Here is a 14576-nt window from a genome sequence, read left to right on the forward strand (position 1 = left end):
ATGATGGTCTTGCCCGAATTCTTGAACAGCGCCCACGAACCGGTGGTGAAATCCTGCAGGCGCGTGCCGATGGCCAGCACGACATCGGCTTCCTCAGCCAGCCGGTTGGCGGCAGAAGTGCCGGTGACGCCGACCGCCGCCATGTTGAGCGGGTGGTTGTCCGGCAGCGAGGATTTGCCGCCTTGCGTCTCGCAGACAGGAATGCCGGCGCCCTCGGCGAATTTCGCCAGTTCGTCCGACGCCTGCGAATAGAGGACACCGCCGCCGGCGATCACCAACGGCTTTTTTGCACCCTTGAGCGCGGCGACCGCGGCCGCCAGTTCCTGGCGATCCGGGCGCGGCCGGCGCTGGTGCCAGACCCGCTCCGCGAAAAAACTCTCGGGATAGTCATAGGCCTCGGCCTGGACGTCCTGGCAGAGCGACAGCGTCACCGGGCCGCATTCGGCCGGATCGGTCAGCACGGCCATGGCACGGCTCAGCGCAGGAATGATCTGCTCCGGCCGGGTGATGCGGTCGAAATAGCGCGAAACCGGACGGAAGCAGTCGTTGACCGTCGCCGTGCCGTCGGAAAAATCCTCGGCCTGCTGCAGCACCGGGTCGGGGATGCGGTTGGCGAAGACATCGCCTGGCAAAAACAGGACGGGCAACCTGTTTACATGGGCGAGCGCCGCCGCCGTCACCATGTTGAGCGCGCCGGGGCCGATCGAGGACGTCGCGGCCATGAAGCGGCGGCGGAAATTGGCCTTGGCGTAGGCGATTGCCGCATGCGCCATCGCCTGTTCGTTGTGGGCGCGAAAGGTCGGCAGTTCGTCGCGCACCTGATAGAGCGCCTCGCCGATGCCGGCGACATTGCCGTGGCCGAAGATCGCCCAGACGCCGCCGAAGATCGGGACTTTGCTACCGTCGATCTCAGTCATCTGGCGCGACAGGAAGCGGGTCAGCGCCTGCGCCATCGTCAGGCGGATTGTCTTGCTCATGGTGTTTTCCTCCGCAGTCCTATTCCGCGCCTTCTTATGCCGCCTTGCGGCCGCGCGCGGCAAGCCACGCATCCGTCAACTGTTCGAAGCGCTGCGCCATGTCGGCGATCGCCTCGTCATCCGACATCCTGCCGGCCAGCCATTGTTCGGCCGCATGGACGAAGATGGTGCGGCCGACGGCAAAACCCTTGACGATGGGTGCCTTGGCGGTGGCGGCGAACGCCGCTTCCAGCTCGTCCTGCGGCGCTTCCAGGCCCAGCAGCACGACGCCGCGGCACCAGGGGTCGTGCTTCAGGATCACGGCCTCGATCTTCGCCCAGGCGCCGCTCGACGCCTGCGGCTCGAGCTTCCACCAGTCCGGCTTGATGCCGAGCGCATAGAGTTCCTCCAGCGCGCGCGGGATCGTCGTGTCGTCGAGCTTGCCATGCTTGCCGGCAATGATCTCGATGAGAAGTTCCCTGCCGACCTTCCGCGCGGCTTCGAACAGCGCGCGCAACTTCTGCTGCTGTTCGTCCTTGAGCGCCGCCGGATCGTCGGGATGATAGAAGCACAGGCATTTGATGCAATGGTCGACCGGCCACTCGGTGAGCTGCGAGCCGATGTCCTGCGAGAATTCGAAGCGCAGCGGCCGCGAACCCGGCAGCTCCACCGGCCGCCCGAGCCAGGCGAAGGAATGCCTGGCGAATTCGAACATCGCCTTGCGGCCGTGTTTCTCGTCGATCAGCATGCCGTAGCCGTCGCGGCCGGCGGCAACCTTCGCCGCCGCCTTGACCGCCAGCACCTTGAAATCCTGGATGCGTGCGGGATCGGCACCGGCCTTCGCCGCCACATCCTCGAGCTGCACGCGGTGGTCGCAGGCGAGCGCCATCATCGAGGGAATGTCGCGCCGGCGCGTCGTTGCCCAATGGATGTGGTTGATCGCCTCGTCCTTGCGCAACGCCAGATGCCTGCTGCCGTTCTTGAGGAAGAACCGCAGCTCCTCGAAGGTCGGATATTCCGGCGCGCAGAGCAGCCGCGACACGGCGAAGGCGCCGCAGGCATTGGCCCAGGTCGCCGCCGTCGCATGGTCTTCGCCACCCAGCCAGCCGCGCAGGAAGCCCGACATGAAGGCGTCGCCGGCGCCGAGCACATTGTAGATCTCGATCGGAAACCCCTTGCCGACGACGCCGTCCTCGAGATCGTCGCTGATCGGTCCGTCATAGACGATGCAGCCCATCGCGCCGCGCTTCAGGACGATGGTGGCGGACGACAGCGAGCGGATTGTCTTCAAGGCGCTCAGGCAATCATCGGCGCCCGACGCGATCATGATCTCTTCCTCGGTGCCGACGATGAGGTCGCAGTCGGGCAGCACCGTCTTCAGCTGCGCCGAGACCCGGTCCGATTTCACATAGCGCTCGAACCCTTCGGCATGGCCGGCGAGGCCCCACAGGTTCGGCCGGTAGTCGATGTCGAACACCACCTTGCCGCCCTTGGCCTTCATGATGCGGATCGCCTTGCGCTGCGCGGCATCGCTGTTGGGCCTGGAAAAATGCGTGCCGGTGACGACGATCGAGCGCGCCGAGGCGATGAAGGCCTCATCGATGTCTTCCGGCGCCAGCGCCATGTCGGCGCAGTCCGAGCGATAGAAGATCATCGGCGAGACGCCTTCGTCCTCGACCGACAGCAGCACCAGTGCGGTTAGCCGCTCCTTGTCGGTCTTGAGCCCGTCGACATTGACGCCTTCACGCGTCAGCTGCTCGCGGATGAAGCGGCCCATCTGCTCGTCGCCGACGCGGGTGAGCAGCGCCGAGCGCAGGCCGAGCCTGGCGGTGCCGACCGAGATGTTGGCCGGGCAGCCGCCGACCGACTTGGCGAAGGAGGTGATGTCCTCCAGCCGCGAGCCGATCTGCTGGCCGTAAAGGTCGACGGAAGCGCGACCGATGGTGATGACGTCGAGCGGCGCGTATTCAGCGTCCACGGCTTCGCTCATTGGAACCTCCCGTCGGCCTTGTTGTGTTGGGGTACACGCGCGAGCGGCAGCGTGGCGCCGGGAATATGAAATAATAATTCCAATCCATAGTCAATATGGAATGAGCATTCCTTCGGTGAAAAGTACCTTTTCGGCGGTGGATCAGGCCTTGCGCTTCCTGCCCGTGCCGCGCCGCTTCTCGCCGACGCCGACGGTCAGCGCCATGGCCAGCGCCATTGTCGCCGACAGTGAGCGGAAGCCGGCGAAATCGGCCTCGGCAACCTCGAACCAGACCTTGGCGAACTGGGCGAGCGGCGAAAACGAGCTGTCGGTGATGGCGACGATCGGCACGCCCTGTTCCGAGATGCTGCGCGCCTCCTCGATCGTGGCCGGCGCGTAGGGCGAGAAGGAGATGGCGATGACGGCATCCGCCGGCGTGGCGAAGCCGATCATCTCGGCATTCAGCCCGGCCGCCGATTCGATCAGCTGGTTGCGGATCTTCAGCTTGCCCAGTGCATAGGCGATGTAGGACGCCACCGGATAGGAGCGCCGCTTGGCCAGCACATAGATGGTTTCCGCCTTTGCCAGCAGGGAAATAGCGTCTTCCAGATGCGCTTCGTCCAGCGTGCGCGAGATATCGTTGAGCGAGGTCGAGGCGGCGGCGACGAAGCCGTCGAAGATCGCCCGGTGGCCGGCGCCTCCCTCAGCCTTGACGCGCAGCGCCTGCAGCCTTTCGTCATAGGATGAGTTGCGCTCGCGCAGCCGCTCGCGAAACACCTGCTGCAGGCTGGTGAAACCATCGAAGCCAAGCTGCTGGGCAAATCGGATCAGGGTCGAAGGCTGCACGCCGGCCGAAGCGGCGATGCTGGCGGCGGTGCCGAAGGCGATATCGTCTGGATTGTCGAGCGCATGGGCAGCGATCTGGGCGATGCGTTTCGGCAGGCTTTCGCGTCGCTCCAGGATGGTGGTGCGCAGCGTCTCGAAATCGCGAGGTATCCGTTCGTCCATCGTCGCTCTGTCCAGGCTCATGCGTGAAGCATCCTCTGTGCCTCATCATAGCGAGCCTGCGCAAGAACACCATAAAAAATGAGGCAGACATTCCATTTCAGGAGAAAATGGACTAATTCATCCACGCAGCGCTTCAAGCAGTGGAGAAACGGAAAATGGTCGGCGTCGGTCTCATCGGTACGGGTTTCATGGGCAAGTGTCACGCCATCGCATGGAGTGCCGTCAGCGCCGTCTTTCCCGACGTGGCCAAGCCACGGCTGGTCCATCTCGGCGAGGTCAATGAAGAGCTTGCCCGGCGCAAGGCGGGCGAGTTCGGTTTCGCCAAGGCGTCGGGCGACTGGCGCGCCGTCGTCAACGATCCCGAAGTCGACATCGTCTCGCTGACCACGCCCAACCAGTTCCATCCGGAAATGGCCATCGCGGTTCTTCAGGTAGGCAAGCATCTGTGGTGCGAAAAGCCGATGGCGCCGAGCTTTGCCGAGGCCGAGGCGATGGCGGCGGCGGCGAAAAAGTCCGGCAAGGTCGCGGCGCTCGGCTACAACTACATCCAGAGCCCGGCCATCCGCCATATCGGCGCGCTGCTGGAAGAGAAGATCATCGGCGAGGTCAACCATCTGCGCATCGAGATGGACGAGGACTTCATGGCCGACCCCGAAGCGCTGTTCTTCTGGAAGCACGAAGCAGCTTCCGGCTATGGCGCGCTCGACGATTTCGCCGTGCATCCGCTGTCTCTGGTCTCAGCCCTGTTCGGCCGCGTCGCCAGTGTCATCTGCGACATGGCTAAACCCTATGCCGATCGCAAGCTGGCCAGCGGCGGTCGTCGCGCGGTGGAGACCTACGACATCGCCAGCGTGCTGATGCATCTGGAAAACGGCATTGCCGGCACGCTGCTGGTCAACCGCTCGGCCTGGGGCCGCAAGGGCCGCATCGCCGTCCAGATATTCGGCTCGAAGGGGTCGATCCTGTTCGACCAGGAACGCTCGAACGAATTCCAGCTCTATCTCACATCAGACCGCCCCACCGAACAGGGCTACCGCACCGTCCTGGTGGCGCCGCACCACAAGCCCTATGACCTCTTTGTGCCGGCGCCAGGCCATGGCCTCGGCTTCAACGATCTCAAGATCATCGAGTGCCACGAATTGCTGACGCGATTGGCCGGCAAGCCCGCGCGACTCATCGAATTCGCCGAGGGGCTGGAGATCGAGCGCACGGTGCACGCCATGGCGCGTTCGTTCGAGGCAAAGCGCTGGGTCGATGTGAGGTGACCTCCGCTCGCTTCAGACTACGGTGGCAGCGACGTTCGTCTCCCACCCGCTCACCCAGACCTGCCGCAGCCGGTCGCCTTCGCCCTTGAAGCGTAGCCCCGTCGCCTGGCAATCCTCGATCCGGTCGCTGCGGAAATTGCGGATCGCCTGGCGCAGCTCGCACCAGGCGACGATGTTGGCGGTTTCGGCGTAGTAGATCAGCGCGATCGGGCGGATGAGGCGCTCGGAGGCGCGGCCCATTTCGTCTCGATAGGAGAGGTCGAGCTTCTCCTCGTCGCGGATGGCGCGTCGCACCAGCGCAAGGTCGATCGCGCCGGTCGAGGGCGCGGCGAAACCCCAGGCATGCAGCGCATTGGCGTCGAATGCCTGCCGCAAGGGTGGCGGCACCGCGCCGGCGATCTTGGCGCTGACGCGCTTGGCCGCCTGCTTGAGTTCATTGTCGCCGGTGCGCTCCAGCAGCGCCAGCGACAGGACGATCGCCTCCATCTCCTCGATCGAAAACATCAGCGGCGGCAGGTCGAAGCCGGGGCGCAGGATGTAGCCGATGCCGCGGCCCCCTTCGATAGGCACGCGCATCGCCTGCAGCGCTGCGATGTCGCGATAGATCGAGCGCACCGTCACTTCCAGCCGCTCGGCAATCGTCGCCGCCGTCACCGGCTGCCGCGCCAGCCGCAGGATCTGGATGATCTCGAACAGGCGCGACGCCTTGCGCATTTTTTACCCCAGGTTGCGCGCCCAACTGACACACCATTGTCAGTTGGGCTGACCTATAGGAGCGCCTATCGGATTGAAAATCAACAGGTTCCGCTGCGGCTTGGCCGGGCGAGGCGATAGGCAACTGACATGGACTACGCGGCAAACCTCTGGCTTTTCTTTATCCTGCTGTTCGGCATCATCGCCGTTCCGGGCATGGATATGCTCTTCGTGCTTGCCAATGCACTGACCGGCGGACGCGACAGGGGTCTCGCCGCGACCGGCGGCATCATGGTCGGCGGCATGGTGCATACGCTGAACGGCGCCATCGGCGTCGGCCTGCTGATGCATTTCGTGCCGATCCTGTTCAAGCCGCTTCTGCTTGCCGGCGCCGCCTACATGGCCTTCATAGGCATCACGCTGATGCGCAGTTCCATCATCGTCGGCCAGGAGGGGCCTGCCGGCAGCCGTTCCGCATGGAAGGCGTTTCGCCAGGGGTTTGTGACCTGCCTGATCAACCCGAAGGCATACCTGTTCGTGCTTGCCGTCTACCCGCAGTTCCTGAAACCGGACTACGGTCCGATCTGGATGCAGGCGACGGTCATGGGGCTGCTGACCGTGGTGACGCAGGCTGCGATCTATGGCGGGCTGGCTATCACGGCCGGCCGCAGCCGCAACCTTCTGATCGCCAATCCGCGGGCGACCATTTTTGCCGGCCGGGCGGCCGGACTGCTGCTCTTTGCCGTATCGGTGTTCACGGCATGGGAAGGATTAAGGGCGGCGTAATCCCGGTCACCGCCGCCCACTTCCCTATGCCCTGTCAGGCAGCTCCCTGCCGGTTGTCGATCATGGCGCGGCGTGCCGAGCGGCGCCACTCGACGGCGCCGGCAAGGCCGTGCAGCACGGTCTCGGTGGTCGCCCAGTCGATGCAGCCATCGGTGATGCTCTGGCCATAGACCAGCGGCTTGCCCGGCACCACGTCCTGCCGGCCGGCGACGAGATTGCTCTCGATCATCAGGCCGATGATGCGCTCGTCGCCTGCCGCGACCTGGCCGGCGACATCTGCCGCCACCTTGGGCTGGTTCTCGGGCTTCTTGGCCGAGTTGGCGTGGCTGACGTCGATCATCAGACGGGGCGCAACGCCGATGCGGGCGAGTTCCACAGCGGCGGCTTCGACGCTCGCCGCGTCATAGTTGGGCTGAACGCCGCCGCGCAGGATAACGTGGCAGTCCTCATTGCCCGTGGTCGTGGCGATGCCGCTGCGCCCGCCCTTGGTCACCGCCATGAAATGATGCGGCTGCGCGGCGGATTTCACCGCCTCGGCGGCTATGCGCAGATTGCCGTCGGTGCCGTTCTTGAAGCCGACCGGGCAGGAGAGGCCCGAGGCCAGTTCGCGGTGGATCTGGCTCTCGGTCGTGCGCGCGCCGATCGCGCCCCAGGCCACGAGGTCGGCAATGTATTGCGGGGTGGTCATGTCGAGGAATTCGGTCGCCGCCGGCAGGCCGAGATTGTTGACGGCCGACAGCACATTGCGTGCCATCCGCAGCCCCTTGTCGATGTTGAAGCTGCCGTCGAGGTCGGGATCGTTGATGAGGCCTTTCCAGCCGACCGTCGTGCGCGGCTTTTCGAAATAGACCCGCATCACGATCTCCAGCCGGTCCGACAGGCTCTCGCGCAGCGCCGCCAGACGGCTGGCGTAGTCGACGGCCGCGACCGGATCGTGGATCGAACACGGGCCGACGATGACGAGCAGCCGGTCGTCGGTCCCGTTCAAGATGGCATGGGTTGCGTTGCGCGATGCGCTGACGGTGCGCGTCGCCGTCAAAGTGCGCGGTATCTCCCGCATCACCTCGTCCGGTGTGCTCAGTTCTCGGATTTCCTTGACCCGGAGGTCGTCTGTGGTGGTCAACACGGCTTTCTGCTCCTGTCGAGAGCATGATGCCGAAAAGTGTGAAGCGGTTTTCGGACGACATCATGCTCCTCTTTGATTTAGAGGAAACCTGCCGGCTGAAAACAAAAAAGCCGCCAGGTATGGCGGCTGTTCGGATCTTGTTGCTGCAATCTTCAGATCGAGCGCAATCCTCCCGCCGCCAGCGAGCTCCTAAAGTACCAATATGTGGCGGTCAGGTTGATCATGAGGCTCATATAGTCGATGCGGAGGCACTTGTCACGTGCCCTGATGCGGAGACAATTCGGGATGGCCGAAGCACCCAAACTTCGTCCTCCCTGGGCGGAGCAGGAGCGAAGCTCCGTCGCGGAGACCCTGGGATCCATTCCGTGACTTTGGCCGAATGGTGCAGCGGAGCAGAATTCCGCACCGCAGCAACGCTCAGAAGTCGCGGCATGGATCCTCGGGTCTGCGCTGCGTCGCTACGCTCCTTGCTCCGCCCGTGGATGACGAAGTGATGGGCGTTTGAGACTCGCCGGCGTTACTCCGGTGACGCCCCCGCAATGCTTTGATCGTAGTCGACCAGCGACCCGGTCATGACACCGGACTGCGGGCTGACCATGTAGCTGATCAGACGGGCAAGCTGGTCCGGCTTGACCAACTGGCCCATCGGCTGCGTCGCTTCGGCTTTCGCCAGCCAGTCGTCCGGCGCGTCGTGCCACTTCTTCTGCACGATGTCCTCGCCTTCCGTATCCATCCAGCCGGGCAGCACCGCATTGCAGCGGATGCGGTTGTAGCGATAAGCATTGGCGACGTTCTTGGTCAGCGTCATCAGCGCGCCCTTGCTGGTCGAATAGGGCGTCAGGAACGACTGGCCGGTATGCGCCGACATCGACAGCACGTTGACGATCGAGCCGGGTGCCTTCTTCTCAAGGAGATGCGCCACCACGCCCTGCATCAGGAAGAACGGGCCGCGCACATTGGTATCGAAAATCGTATCGAACAACTCTTCGGAGGTTTCGACCAGCGAACCGCGCGCCGAAGTGGCGGCGGCGTTGACCAGCGCGTTGACGGTGCCGAAATGCGAGATCGCGGTGGCGACCGCGCGCTTGCAGTCCGCCACTTTTGACACATCGGCGCTGATGAAAATCGCATCGACGCCGGCTTTCTTGAAATGGGCGACAGCCTTGTCGCCCTTCTCCTGCGAGCGGCCGATGAGCGCCAGTGCCCGGCAGCCTTCATCGGCCAAGGCCTCGGCGACGGCAAAGCCAATGCCTTGCGCGCCGCCGGTGACGATGGCGCGTGTCTGTGAATTGCGATCGGCTGATGCGCTCATCGCTCTGCTCCTGTGGTTTTTCCTAAGGGTTCTCTTACTTGTCGAGACGGACGGTCTTGCCGGTCGTTGCTGATTTCAGCGCTGCGTCGGCCAGTTTCAGCGCCACCAGTCCGTCCGCGCCGCTCGGCGCGGCCTTCTTGCCTAATGTCGCTGCGGCGATGAAAGCAGCGATCTCATTGGCATAGGCGTCGAGATAGCGGGTCATGAAGAAGTCGTGCAGCGGCGGGCGGGTATAGCCCTTCTCGTTGGCCAGCTCGATCGACACCGGGCGCTGGTTCTCGGCCGCGACCATGCCTTTCGAGCCATGCACCTCGATGCGCTGGTCGTAGCCATAGGTGGCGCGGCGCGAGTTGGAGATGACGGCCTGCTTGCCGGAAGCGGTTTCGAGGATGACACTGACGCTATCGAAATCGCCGGCATCACCGATCTTCTTGTCGACCAGCACCGAGGCATGGGCGCTGACCGCCACGACCTCTTCGCCGAGCAGGAAGCGCGCCATGTCGAAATCATGGATGGTCATGTCGCGAAAAATGCCGCCCGAACGCTTGATGTAGTCGATCGGCGGCGCGCCGGGATCGCGCGAGGTGATGGTGACCATCTCGACGGTGCCGATGGCGCCGTCGTCGATCGCCTTGCGCACGGCGGCGAAGTGTGGATCGAAGCGCCTGTTGAAGCCGACCATCAGCGTCGCCTTGGTCTTCTCGACCACGGCCAGGCATTTCTCGACGCGCTTGACGTCGAGGTCGATCGGCTTCTCGCAGAAGATCGCCTTGCCGGCCTTGGCGAAGCGCTCGATCAGATCGGCATGGGTGTCGGTCGGCGTGCAGATGATGACGGCGTCGATATCTCCGGCTTTCTCGATGTCCTCGATGCTGCGCACCTCGGCGCCATAGGCGCTGGCCAGTTCGGTGGCCGCCTTCTCGAACGCATCGGCAACCGCAACCAGTTTGGCCTGCGGATTGGAGCCGACGGCACGGGCGTGGACCTTGCCGATGCGGCCGGCACCGAGGAGAGCGAAGCGAACGGTCATGGGTATTTCCTCTGGGGGGATGGGTTGGAGAGAGTTGTCCGCACCTTGCTTTTGGGGAAAGGTGGCAAGGCTATGTTTCGAGCGCGCCAGAAAACAGGATGACCATCCTGTTTTAGGCCGCGAGTTCCGCCTCCCCGGTCTTGGCGCCGGTGATGTAGGAGACGATGTCGTTTCCGTCGGTGTTCTCCTTGCGCAGATTGGCGACGATGCGGCCGCGCCGGAACACGACGATGCGGTCGCAGAGATCGAACACCTGGCGCATATTGTGGCTGATCAGGATCAGCGGCTCGCCATTGTCCTTGAGCGTACGCACGATGTTTTCGACCTGCGCGGTCTCCTGCACGCCAAGGGCGGCGGTGGGCTCGTCCATGATGATCAGCTTGGAGGCGAAGGTCGCCGTCCGGGCGATCGCCACGCACTGGCGCTGGCCGCCCGACATGTGGCGGATGGTGTTGGACAGATTGGGGATCTTCACCGCCGTGCGGACCAGCGCCGCCTCGGTTGCCTTGCGCATGTATTTGCGGTCGAGGATCGAGAACGGGCCGAGGTTGAACAAAACCTTCTCGCGGCCGAGGAACAGGTTCGACGGCACGTCGAGATCGTCGGCCAGCGCCAGATTCTGGAACACGGTCTCGATGCCCGCCGTGCGGGCCTCGATCGGCCCGGCAAAATTCACTTCCTTGCCGTCGAACCAGATCTGGCCGCTGGTGCGCTGCTCGACGCCGGTGATCTGGCGCACGAAGGTCGATTTGCCGGCGCCGTTGTCGCCCATGATGGCGACATGCTCGCCCTTGCGCAGCTCGAAGTTCGCGCCTTCCAGCGCATGCACGCCGCCATAGCGCTTGGTCAGGTTTTCGGTCTTCAGGACGATGTCTGACATGGTCATGCCCTCATTGCCCGCAGGCGTTGGCGCCACTGGTCGAGAACCACCGCACCGACGATGATCACGCCCTTGACCATCTCCTGGTAGTAGGCGTCGAGGCGCAGGAAGGTGAAGCCGGAGATGATGACGCCGAAGATCAGCGAGCCGATCACCGTGCCGATGATCGAGCCGCGGCCGCCCGACAGCGAGACCCCGCCGATGACCGCCATGGCGATGGCGTCGAGTTCGTACATCACGCCCATGCCGGACTGCGCGGTCAGGTTCTTGGAGCTCAGCACCACGGCGGCGAGCGCGGCGAGAATGCCGGCGATGACGTAGACCAGGATCTTGTGATTGGCGATCTTGATGCCGGACATGCGCGCGGCGTCCTCATTGGAGCCGATCGCGTAACAGTGCTTGCCGTACCTCGTATAGGTCATGATCAGCTGGAACAGGATGGCCAGCGACAGGAAGATGACGACCGGCATCAGGCCTTTGCCGATGCTGGCGAAACTCTCGGTGGGAAACGAGATCGGCTGGCCCTTGGACCACCATTTGGCGATGCCGCGCGCGGTCACCATCATGCCGAGCGTGGCGATGAACGGCGGAATGCGCGTGTAGGCGATCAGCGCGCCATTGACCAGGCCGGCGAAGAGGCCGCAGGCGATCGCCACCAGCAGCGGCACGATGACAGGCAGGTCGGTCCAGCCTTGCGCCAGGAACATCGCCTTGGGATTGGGGTTGCCGTTGACCGTCGCCACCTGGGCGAAGCTCATGGCGATCATGGCGGTCGCGCCGACGATCGAGCCCGAGGACAGGTCGATGCCGCCGGTGATGATGACCTGTGTCACGCCGATGGCGATGATGCCGACGATCGACACCTGCAGGATGATGATCTGCAGGCGCGCTTCGTTGAAGATGCCGCCGACATCGCTGCGTGTGTTGAACAGAAAGCTGTCGCCGAGAAAGATGCGGCCGATCAGTTCGAAGATGACGACGAGAATGACCAGTGCCAGAAAAACATTGAACTCGGCCGGCCATGTGCGCTTCTTCGCATCATAACCGACGCCGCCGACGCCATGAGATGTCTGTGCCACGTATTCTGTCCTCCATCAGCCGCGGTCGCCCTCGCGCCGTGCCGGCGCTGAGGGAGAGAGGGGAGCGGCGCTGTCTTGATCGAGAGCGCCGCTCCGTATCGAACCGCTGGCGGCTCAGTTCTTCTTCAGGAACTTGTCGATGTTGGCTGGTGTCACCAGCTGGAAGGGCACGTAGACCTTGTGCTCGACCTTCTCGCCCTTGGAGAGCTTGAGCGCCGCATCGAGAGCGCCGGCGCCCTGGCCGGCCGCGTCCTGGAACACAGTTACGTCGAGGTCGCCCGCCTGCATGGCCGCCAGCGCGTCCTGGGTGGCATCGACGCCGCCGACGACAACCGCCTTCATGTCGATGTTGCCGGCCTTCATCGCCTGGATGGCGCCGATGGCACTTTCGTCATTGTTGGCGATGACGCCATCGAACGGCTTGCCGGTCGACAGCCAGTTGGTCATCAGGTTCTGCGCCTCGTCGCGGTTCCAGTTCGACGTCTGCTTGTCGATGATCTTGATGAAGCTGCAATCCGGCGTCGCGATCACATCGTCGATGTCCTTGGTGCGCTGCACGGCGGCCTGGTTGGAAAGCTCGCCCATGATCACATAGACATTGGCTTCCTTCTTGCCGGCTTCCTTGAACAGGCGGCAGACTTCCTTGGTCTCGAGCGTGCCGGAATCGGCTTCGTTCGAGGCGACGAAGGCCTGGTTGTCGGGCAGCGTGTCGACGTTGACCGGCTCGCGGTTGACATAGACCAGCGGGATCTTGGCTGCGGCGGCGGCATCCGACATCGCCTGCGTGGCCGAAGTGTCGACCGGGTTGACGATGATGGCGTCGACGCCCGAAGCGGCGAAGTTCTTGATCTGGTCAAGCTGCTTGGCAACGTCGTTCTGTGCGTCCTCGACCTGCAACTCGACGCCGCTCATGCCCTTGGCCTGCTCGATCATGCCGTTGCGCAGCACGGTCAGGAAGTTGTCGTCGAACTTGGCCATCGACACGCCAACCTTGGCGGCCAGGGCGGATGAACTCATCAGCGCCGCGAAGGCGACGCCTAAAATCAATTTCTTCATTGTGTTTCTCCTCCACATATTGGTGTCCGGTTTCACCGATTTATCCGGAATCCCCGATCTCCCCGGGGAATCTCTCCCTGATGTCGTTTCTATTCCGGGTGACGCTTGCCGTTGGCTGGAACGTCAAACCCTCTGTTTGAAACAGATATTCCGGAACGAAAGAACCAAAATATACAGATGATGAAATATTTATTCCATTTCACATCGGGGCGTCAAGGGCGATTCCGCGGCCTGCGGGCCGATTTACGCATCGCTCTGATGGATTCTATCATTTGCCTCGGCACCTTGCGCGGCGGCTGGCTAGATGTTTTCCGGCAGATAGACGTCGAAGGGCAGAAAGGTCTGGCCCGGAGCGTTGGCGGCGCCGGTTTCGATGGCATGCGCCATCAGGTCGACGAGCTCACGGCATAAAGCGGCGAGCGGGGTCGAGATCACCATGGTGAGGATGTTGTCGGCGAGTGCCGCGCGCGACTCGGCGTTGATCTCGTTGCAGACGACCACCGGCATGGTCGCGGGCTTCGCTGCCCGCAGCGCCGAGACCGCGCCTTCCATGCCACCGCCGGCGACGTAGCAGCCGGCAAGATCCGGATAGCGCGCCAGAAGATCGATCATCGCGTCATGGGTCACCTGGTTGGCTTCCAGATTGACCAGCGTTTCAAGCACGCTGAACTCCGGCGCATGCTCGCGGAAGAAGGAGCGAAAGCCGATCTCGCGCAGCTCATGGCCGTGGAAGCGGTGGCTGCCGACGAAGAGGGCGACCTTGCCGGGCCGCTTGGCTGCCTTGGAGATCATCCATGCGGCGGTGCGCCCGACCTTGCGGTTGTCGAGGCCGATATAGCCCTCCCGGATGCCGGCGGCAAAGTCGGACAGCACCGAAAAGACCGGCTGTCCTCTCGCCTTCAAGGTTTCCACGACCGCTGTCAGGGTCGGATGGTCCGGACCGACAACGGCGATGGCCCTCGATTTCGCCGCCAGCCTGCGCATCTGGGAGGCGATCTCGTCGGGAGCCAGGGAGCTGGCGAAATCGATGCTCGCAACGCCGCGGAAGCGCTGCGATTGCGAGATGGCCAGTTCGAGTTCCCGCGCGAAGTCACCGTAGAAGGCATCGTTGCCCCGCAGCAGCAGGAAGCCCAGGCGGTACTCCGGCAACTCCTGGCGCATGCGCTGCTTGATAAGGCCGGCGGCGTGGTAGCCGATGTCGGTAGCGGTCTCGTAGACGCGGCGCGCTGTCTCTTCGCGCACCGGCAGCCGGTTGTTCAGCACGCGGTCGACGGTGGCGACACTGACGCCCGAGATGCGCGCCAGATCGGATATTGTCGGCCGCTTCACCATGCTTGCCTCGTCGGGTTTGCTCGAGCCCTTCGTACATCATCCTGATGGGAAATGATAGAAACTATCTTTATGATGTTGAGTCTA

General features: G+C 63.6%; 13 protein-coding genes. 2 read left to right on the forward strand and 11 right to left on the reverse strand.

What is annotated here, in order from left to right:
• The 3 genes from EN932_RS03815 to EN932_RS03825 form a co-directional block, all read right to left on the reverse strand.
• Nucleotides 1-977 (reverse strand): thiamine pyrophosphate-binding protein (locus tag EN932_RS03815; RefSeq protein WP_245483253.1); only part of this gene is annotated, 977 nt, incomplete at its 3' end.
• A 34-nt stretch (nucleotides 978-1011) separates the two neighbouring features.
• Nucleotides 1012-2946 (reverse strand): 5-dehydro-2-deoxygluconokinase, encoded by a 1935-nt coding sequence (iolC, locus tag EN932_RS03820; RefSeq protein ID WP_063169770.1) that lies wholly within the window; start codon nucleotides 2944-2946, stop codon nucleotides 1012-1014.
• A 141-nt stretch (nucleotides 2947-3087) separates the two neighbouring features.
• A complete protein-coding gene (locus EN932_RS03825; RefSeq protein WP_164753509.1) occupies nucleotides 3088-3933 on the reverse strand; it encodes a MurR/RpiR family transcriptional regulator in 846 nt (281 codons plus the stop codon).
• Between the two features lie 155 nt (nucleotides 3934-4088).
• Here EN932_RS03825 and EN932_RS03830 point away from each other — a divergent pair, with 155 nt between their 5' ends.
• A complete protein-coding gene (locus tag EN932_RS03830; RefSeq protein ID WP_127368112.1) occupies nucleotides 4089-5198 on the forward strand; it encodes a Gfo/Idh/MocA family oxidoreductase in 1110 nt (369 codons plus the stop codon).
• Between the two features lie 12 nt (nucleotides 5199-5210).
• Here the strand turns inward: EN932_RS03830 and EN932_RS03835 are convergent, their stop codons facing one another.
• Complete coding sequence (locus EN932_RS03835) at nucleotides 5211-5912, reverse strand: YafY family protein (protein WP_127368113.1); 702 nt, start codon at nucleotides 5910-5912, stop codon at nucleotides 5211-5213.
• Between the two features lie 129 nt (nucleotides 5913-6041).
• Here EN932_RS03835 and EN932_RS03840 point away from each other — a divergent pair, with 129 nt between their 5' ends.
• Complete coding sequence (locus EN932_RS03840; protein WP_013528367.1) at nucleotides 6042-6677, forward strand: LysE family translocator; 636 nt, start codon at nucleotides 6042-6044, stop codon at nucleotides 6675-6677.
• A gap of 34 nt (nucleotides 6678-6711) precedes the next feature.
• Here the strand turns inward: EN932_RS03840 and EN932_RS03845 are convergent, their stop codons facing one another.
• From EN932_RS03845 to EN932_RS03880, 7 genes are all read right to left on the reverse strand, one after another.
• Nucleotides 6712-7803 (reverse strand): 3-deoxy-7-phosphoheptulonate synthase, encoded by a 1092-nt coding sequence (locus EN932_RS03845; protein ID WP_127384666.1) that lies wholly within the window; start codon nucleotides 7801-7803, stop codon nucleotides 6712-6714.
• Nucleotides 7804-8320: 517 nt separating this feature from the next.
• Nucleotides 8321-9115 carry an SDR family oxidoreductase gene (locus EN932_RS03855; protein ID WP_013528365.1) on the reverse strand — a complete coding sequence of 265 codons (795 nt, stop codon included), beginning with the start codon at nucleotides 9113-9115 and terminating at the stop codon, nucleotides 8321-8323.
• Between the two features lie 34 nt (nucleotides 9116-9149).
• Nucleotides 9150-10145, reverse strand: coding sequence for an inositol 2-dehydrogenase (gene iolG / locus EN932_RS03860; protein WP_013528364.1), 996 nt, complete (start codon nucleotides 10143-10145; stop codon nucleotides 9150-9152).
• A gap of 112 nt (nucleotides 10146-10257) precedes the next feature.
• On the reverse strand, nucleotides 10258-11025 hold the full coding sequence (locus EN932_RS03865) for an ATP-binding cassette domain-containing protein (RefSeq protein ID WP_023810655.1): 768 nt from the start codon (nucleotides 11023-11025) through the stop codon (nucleotides 10258-10260).
• A gap of 2 nt (nucleotides 11026-11027) precedes the next feature.
• Nucleotides 11028-12104, reverse strand: coding sequence for an ABC transporter permease (locus EN932_RS03870; RefSeq protein ID WP_013528362.1), 1077 nt, complete (start codon nucleotides 12102-12104; stop codon nucleotides 11028-11030).
• A 114-nt stretch (nucleotides 12105-12218) separates the two neighbouring features.
• Nucleotides 12219-13160, reverse strand: a complete 942-nt coding sequence (locus EN932_RS03875) for a sugar ABC transporter substrate-binding protein (protein ID WP_024502009.1) — start codon at nucleotides 13158-13160, stop codon at nucleotides 12219-12221.
• 300 nt (nucleotides 13161-13460) lie between these two features.
• Nucleotides 13461-14492, reverse strand: coding sequence for a LacI family DNA-binding transcriptional regulator (locus tag EN932_RS03880; RefSeq protein WP_127388247.1), 1032 nt, complete (start codon nucleotides 14490-14492; stop codon nucleotides 13461-13463).
• Nucleotides 14493-14576 lie beyond the last annotated feature (84 nt).

The sequence above is a fragment of the Mesorhizobium sp. M7A.F.Ca.US.002.01.1.1 genome, from assembly GCF_004022955.1.
Lineage (GTDB): Bacteria > Pseudomonadota > Alphaproteobacteria > Rhizobiales > Rhizobiaceae > Mesorhizobium > Mesorhizobium ciceri.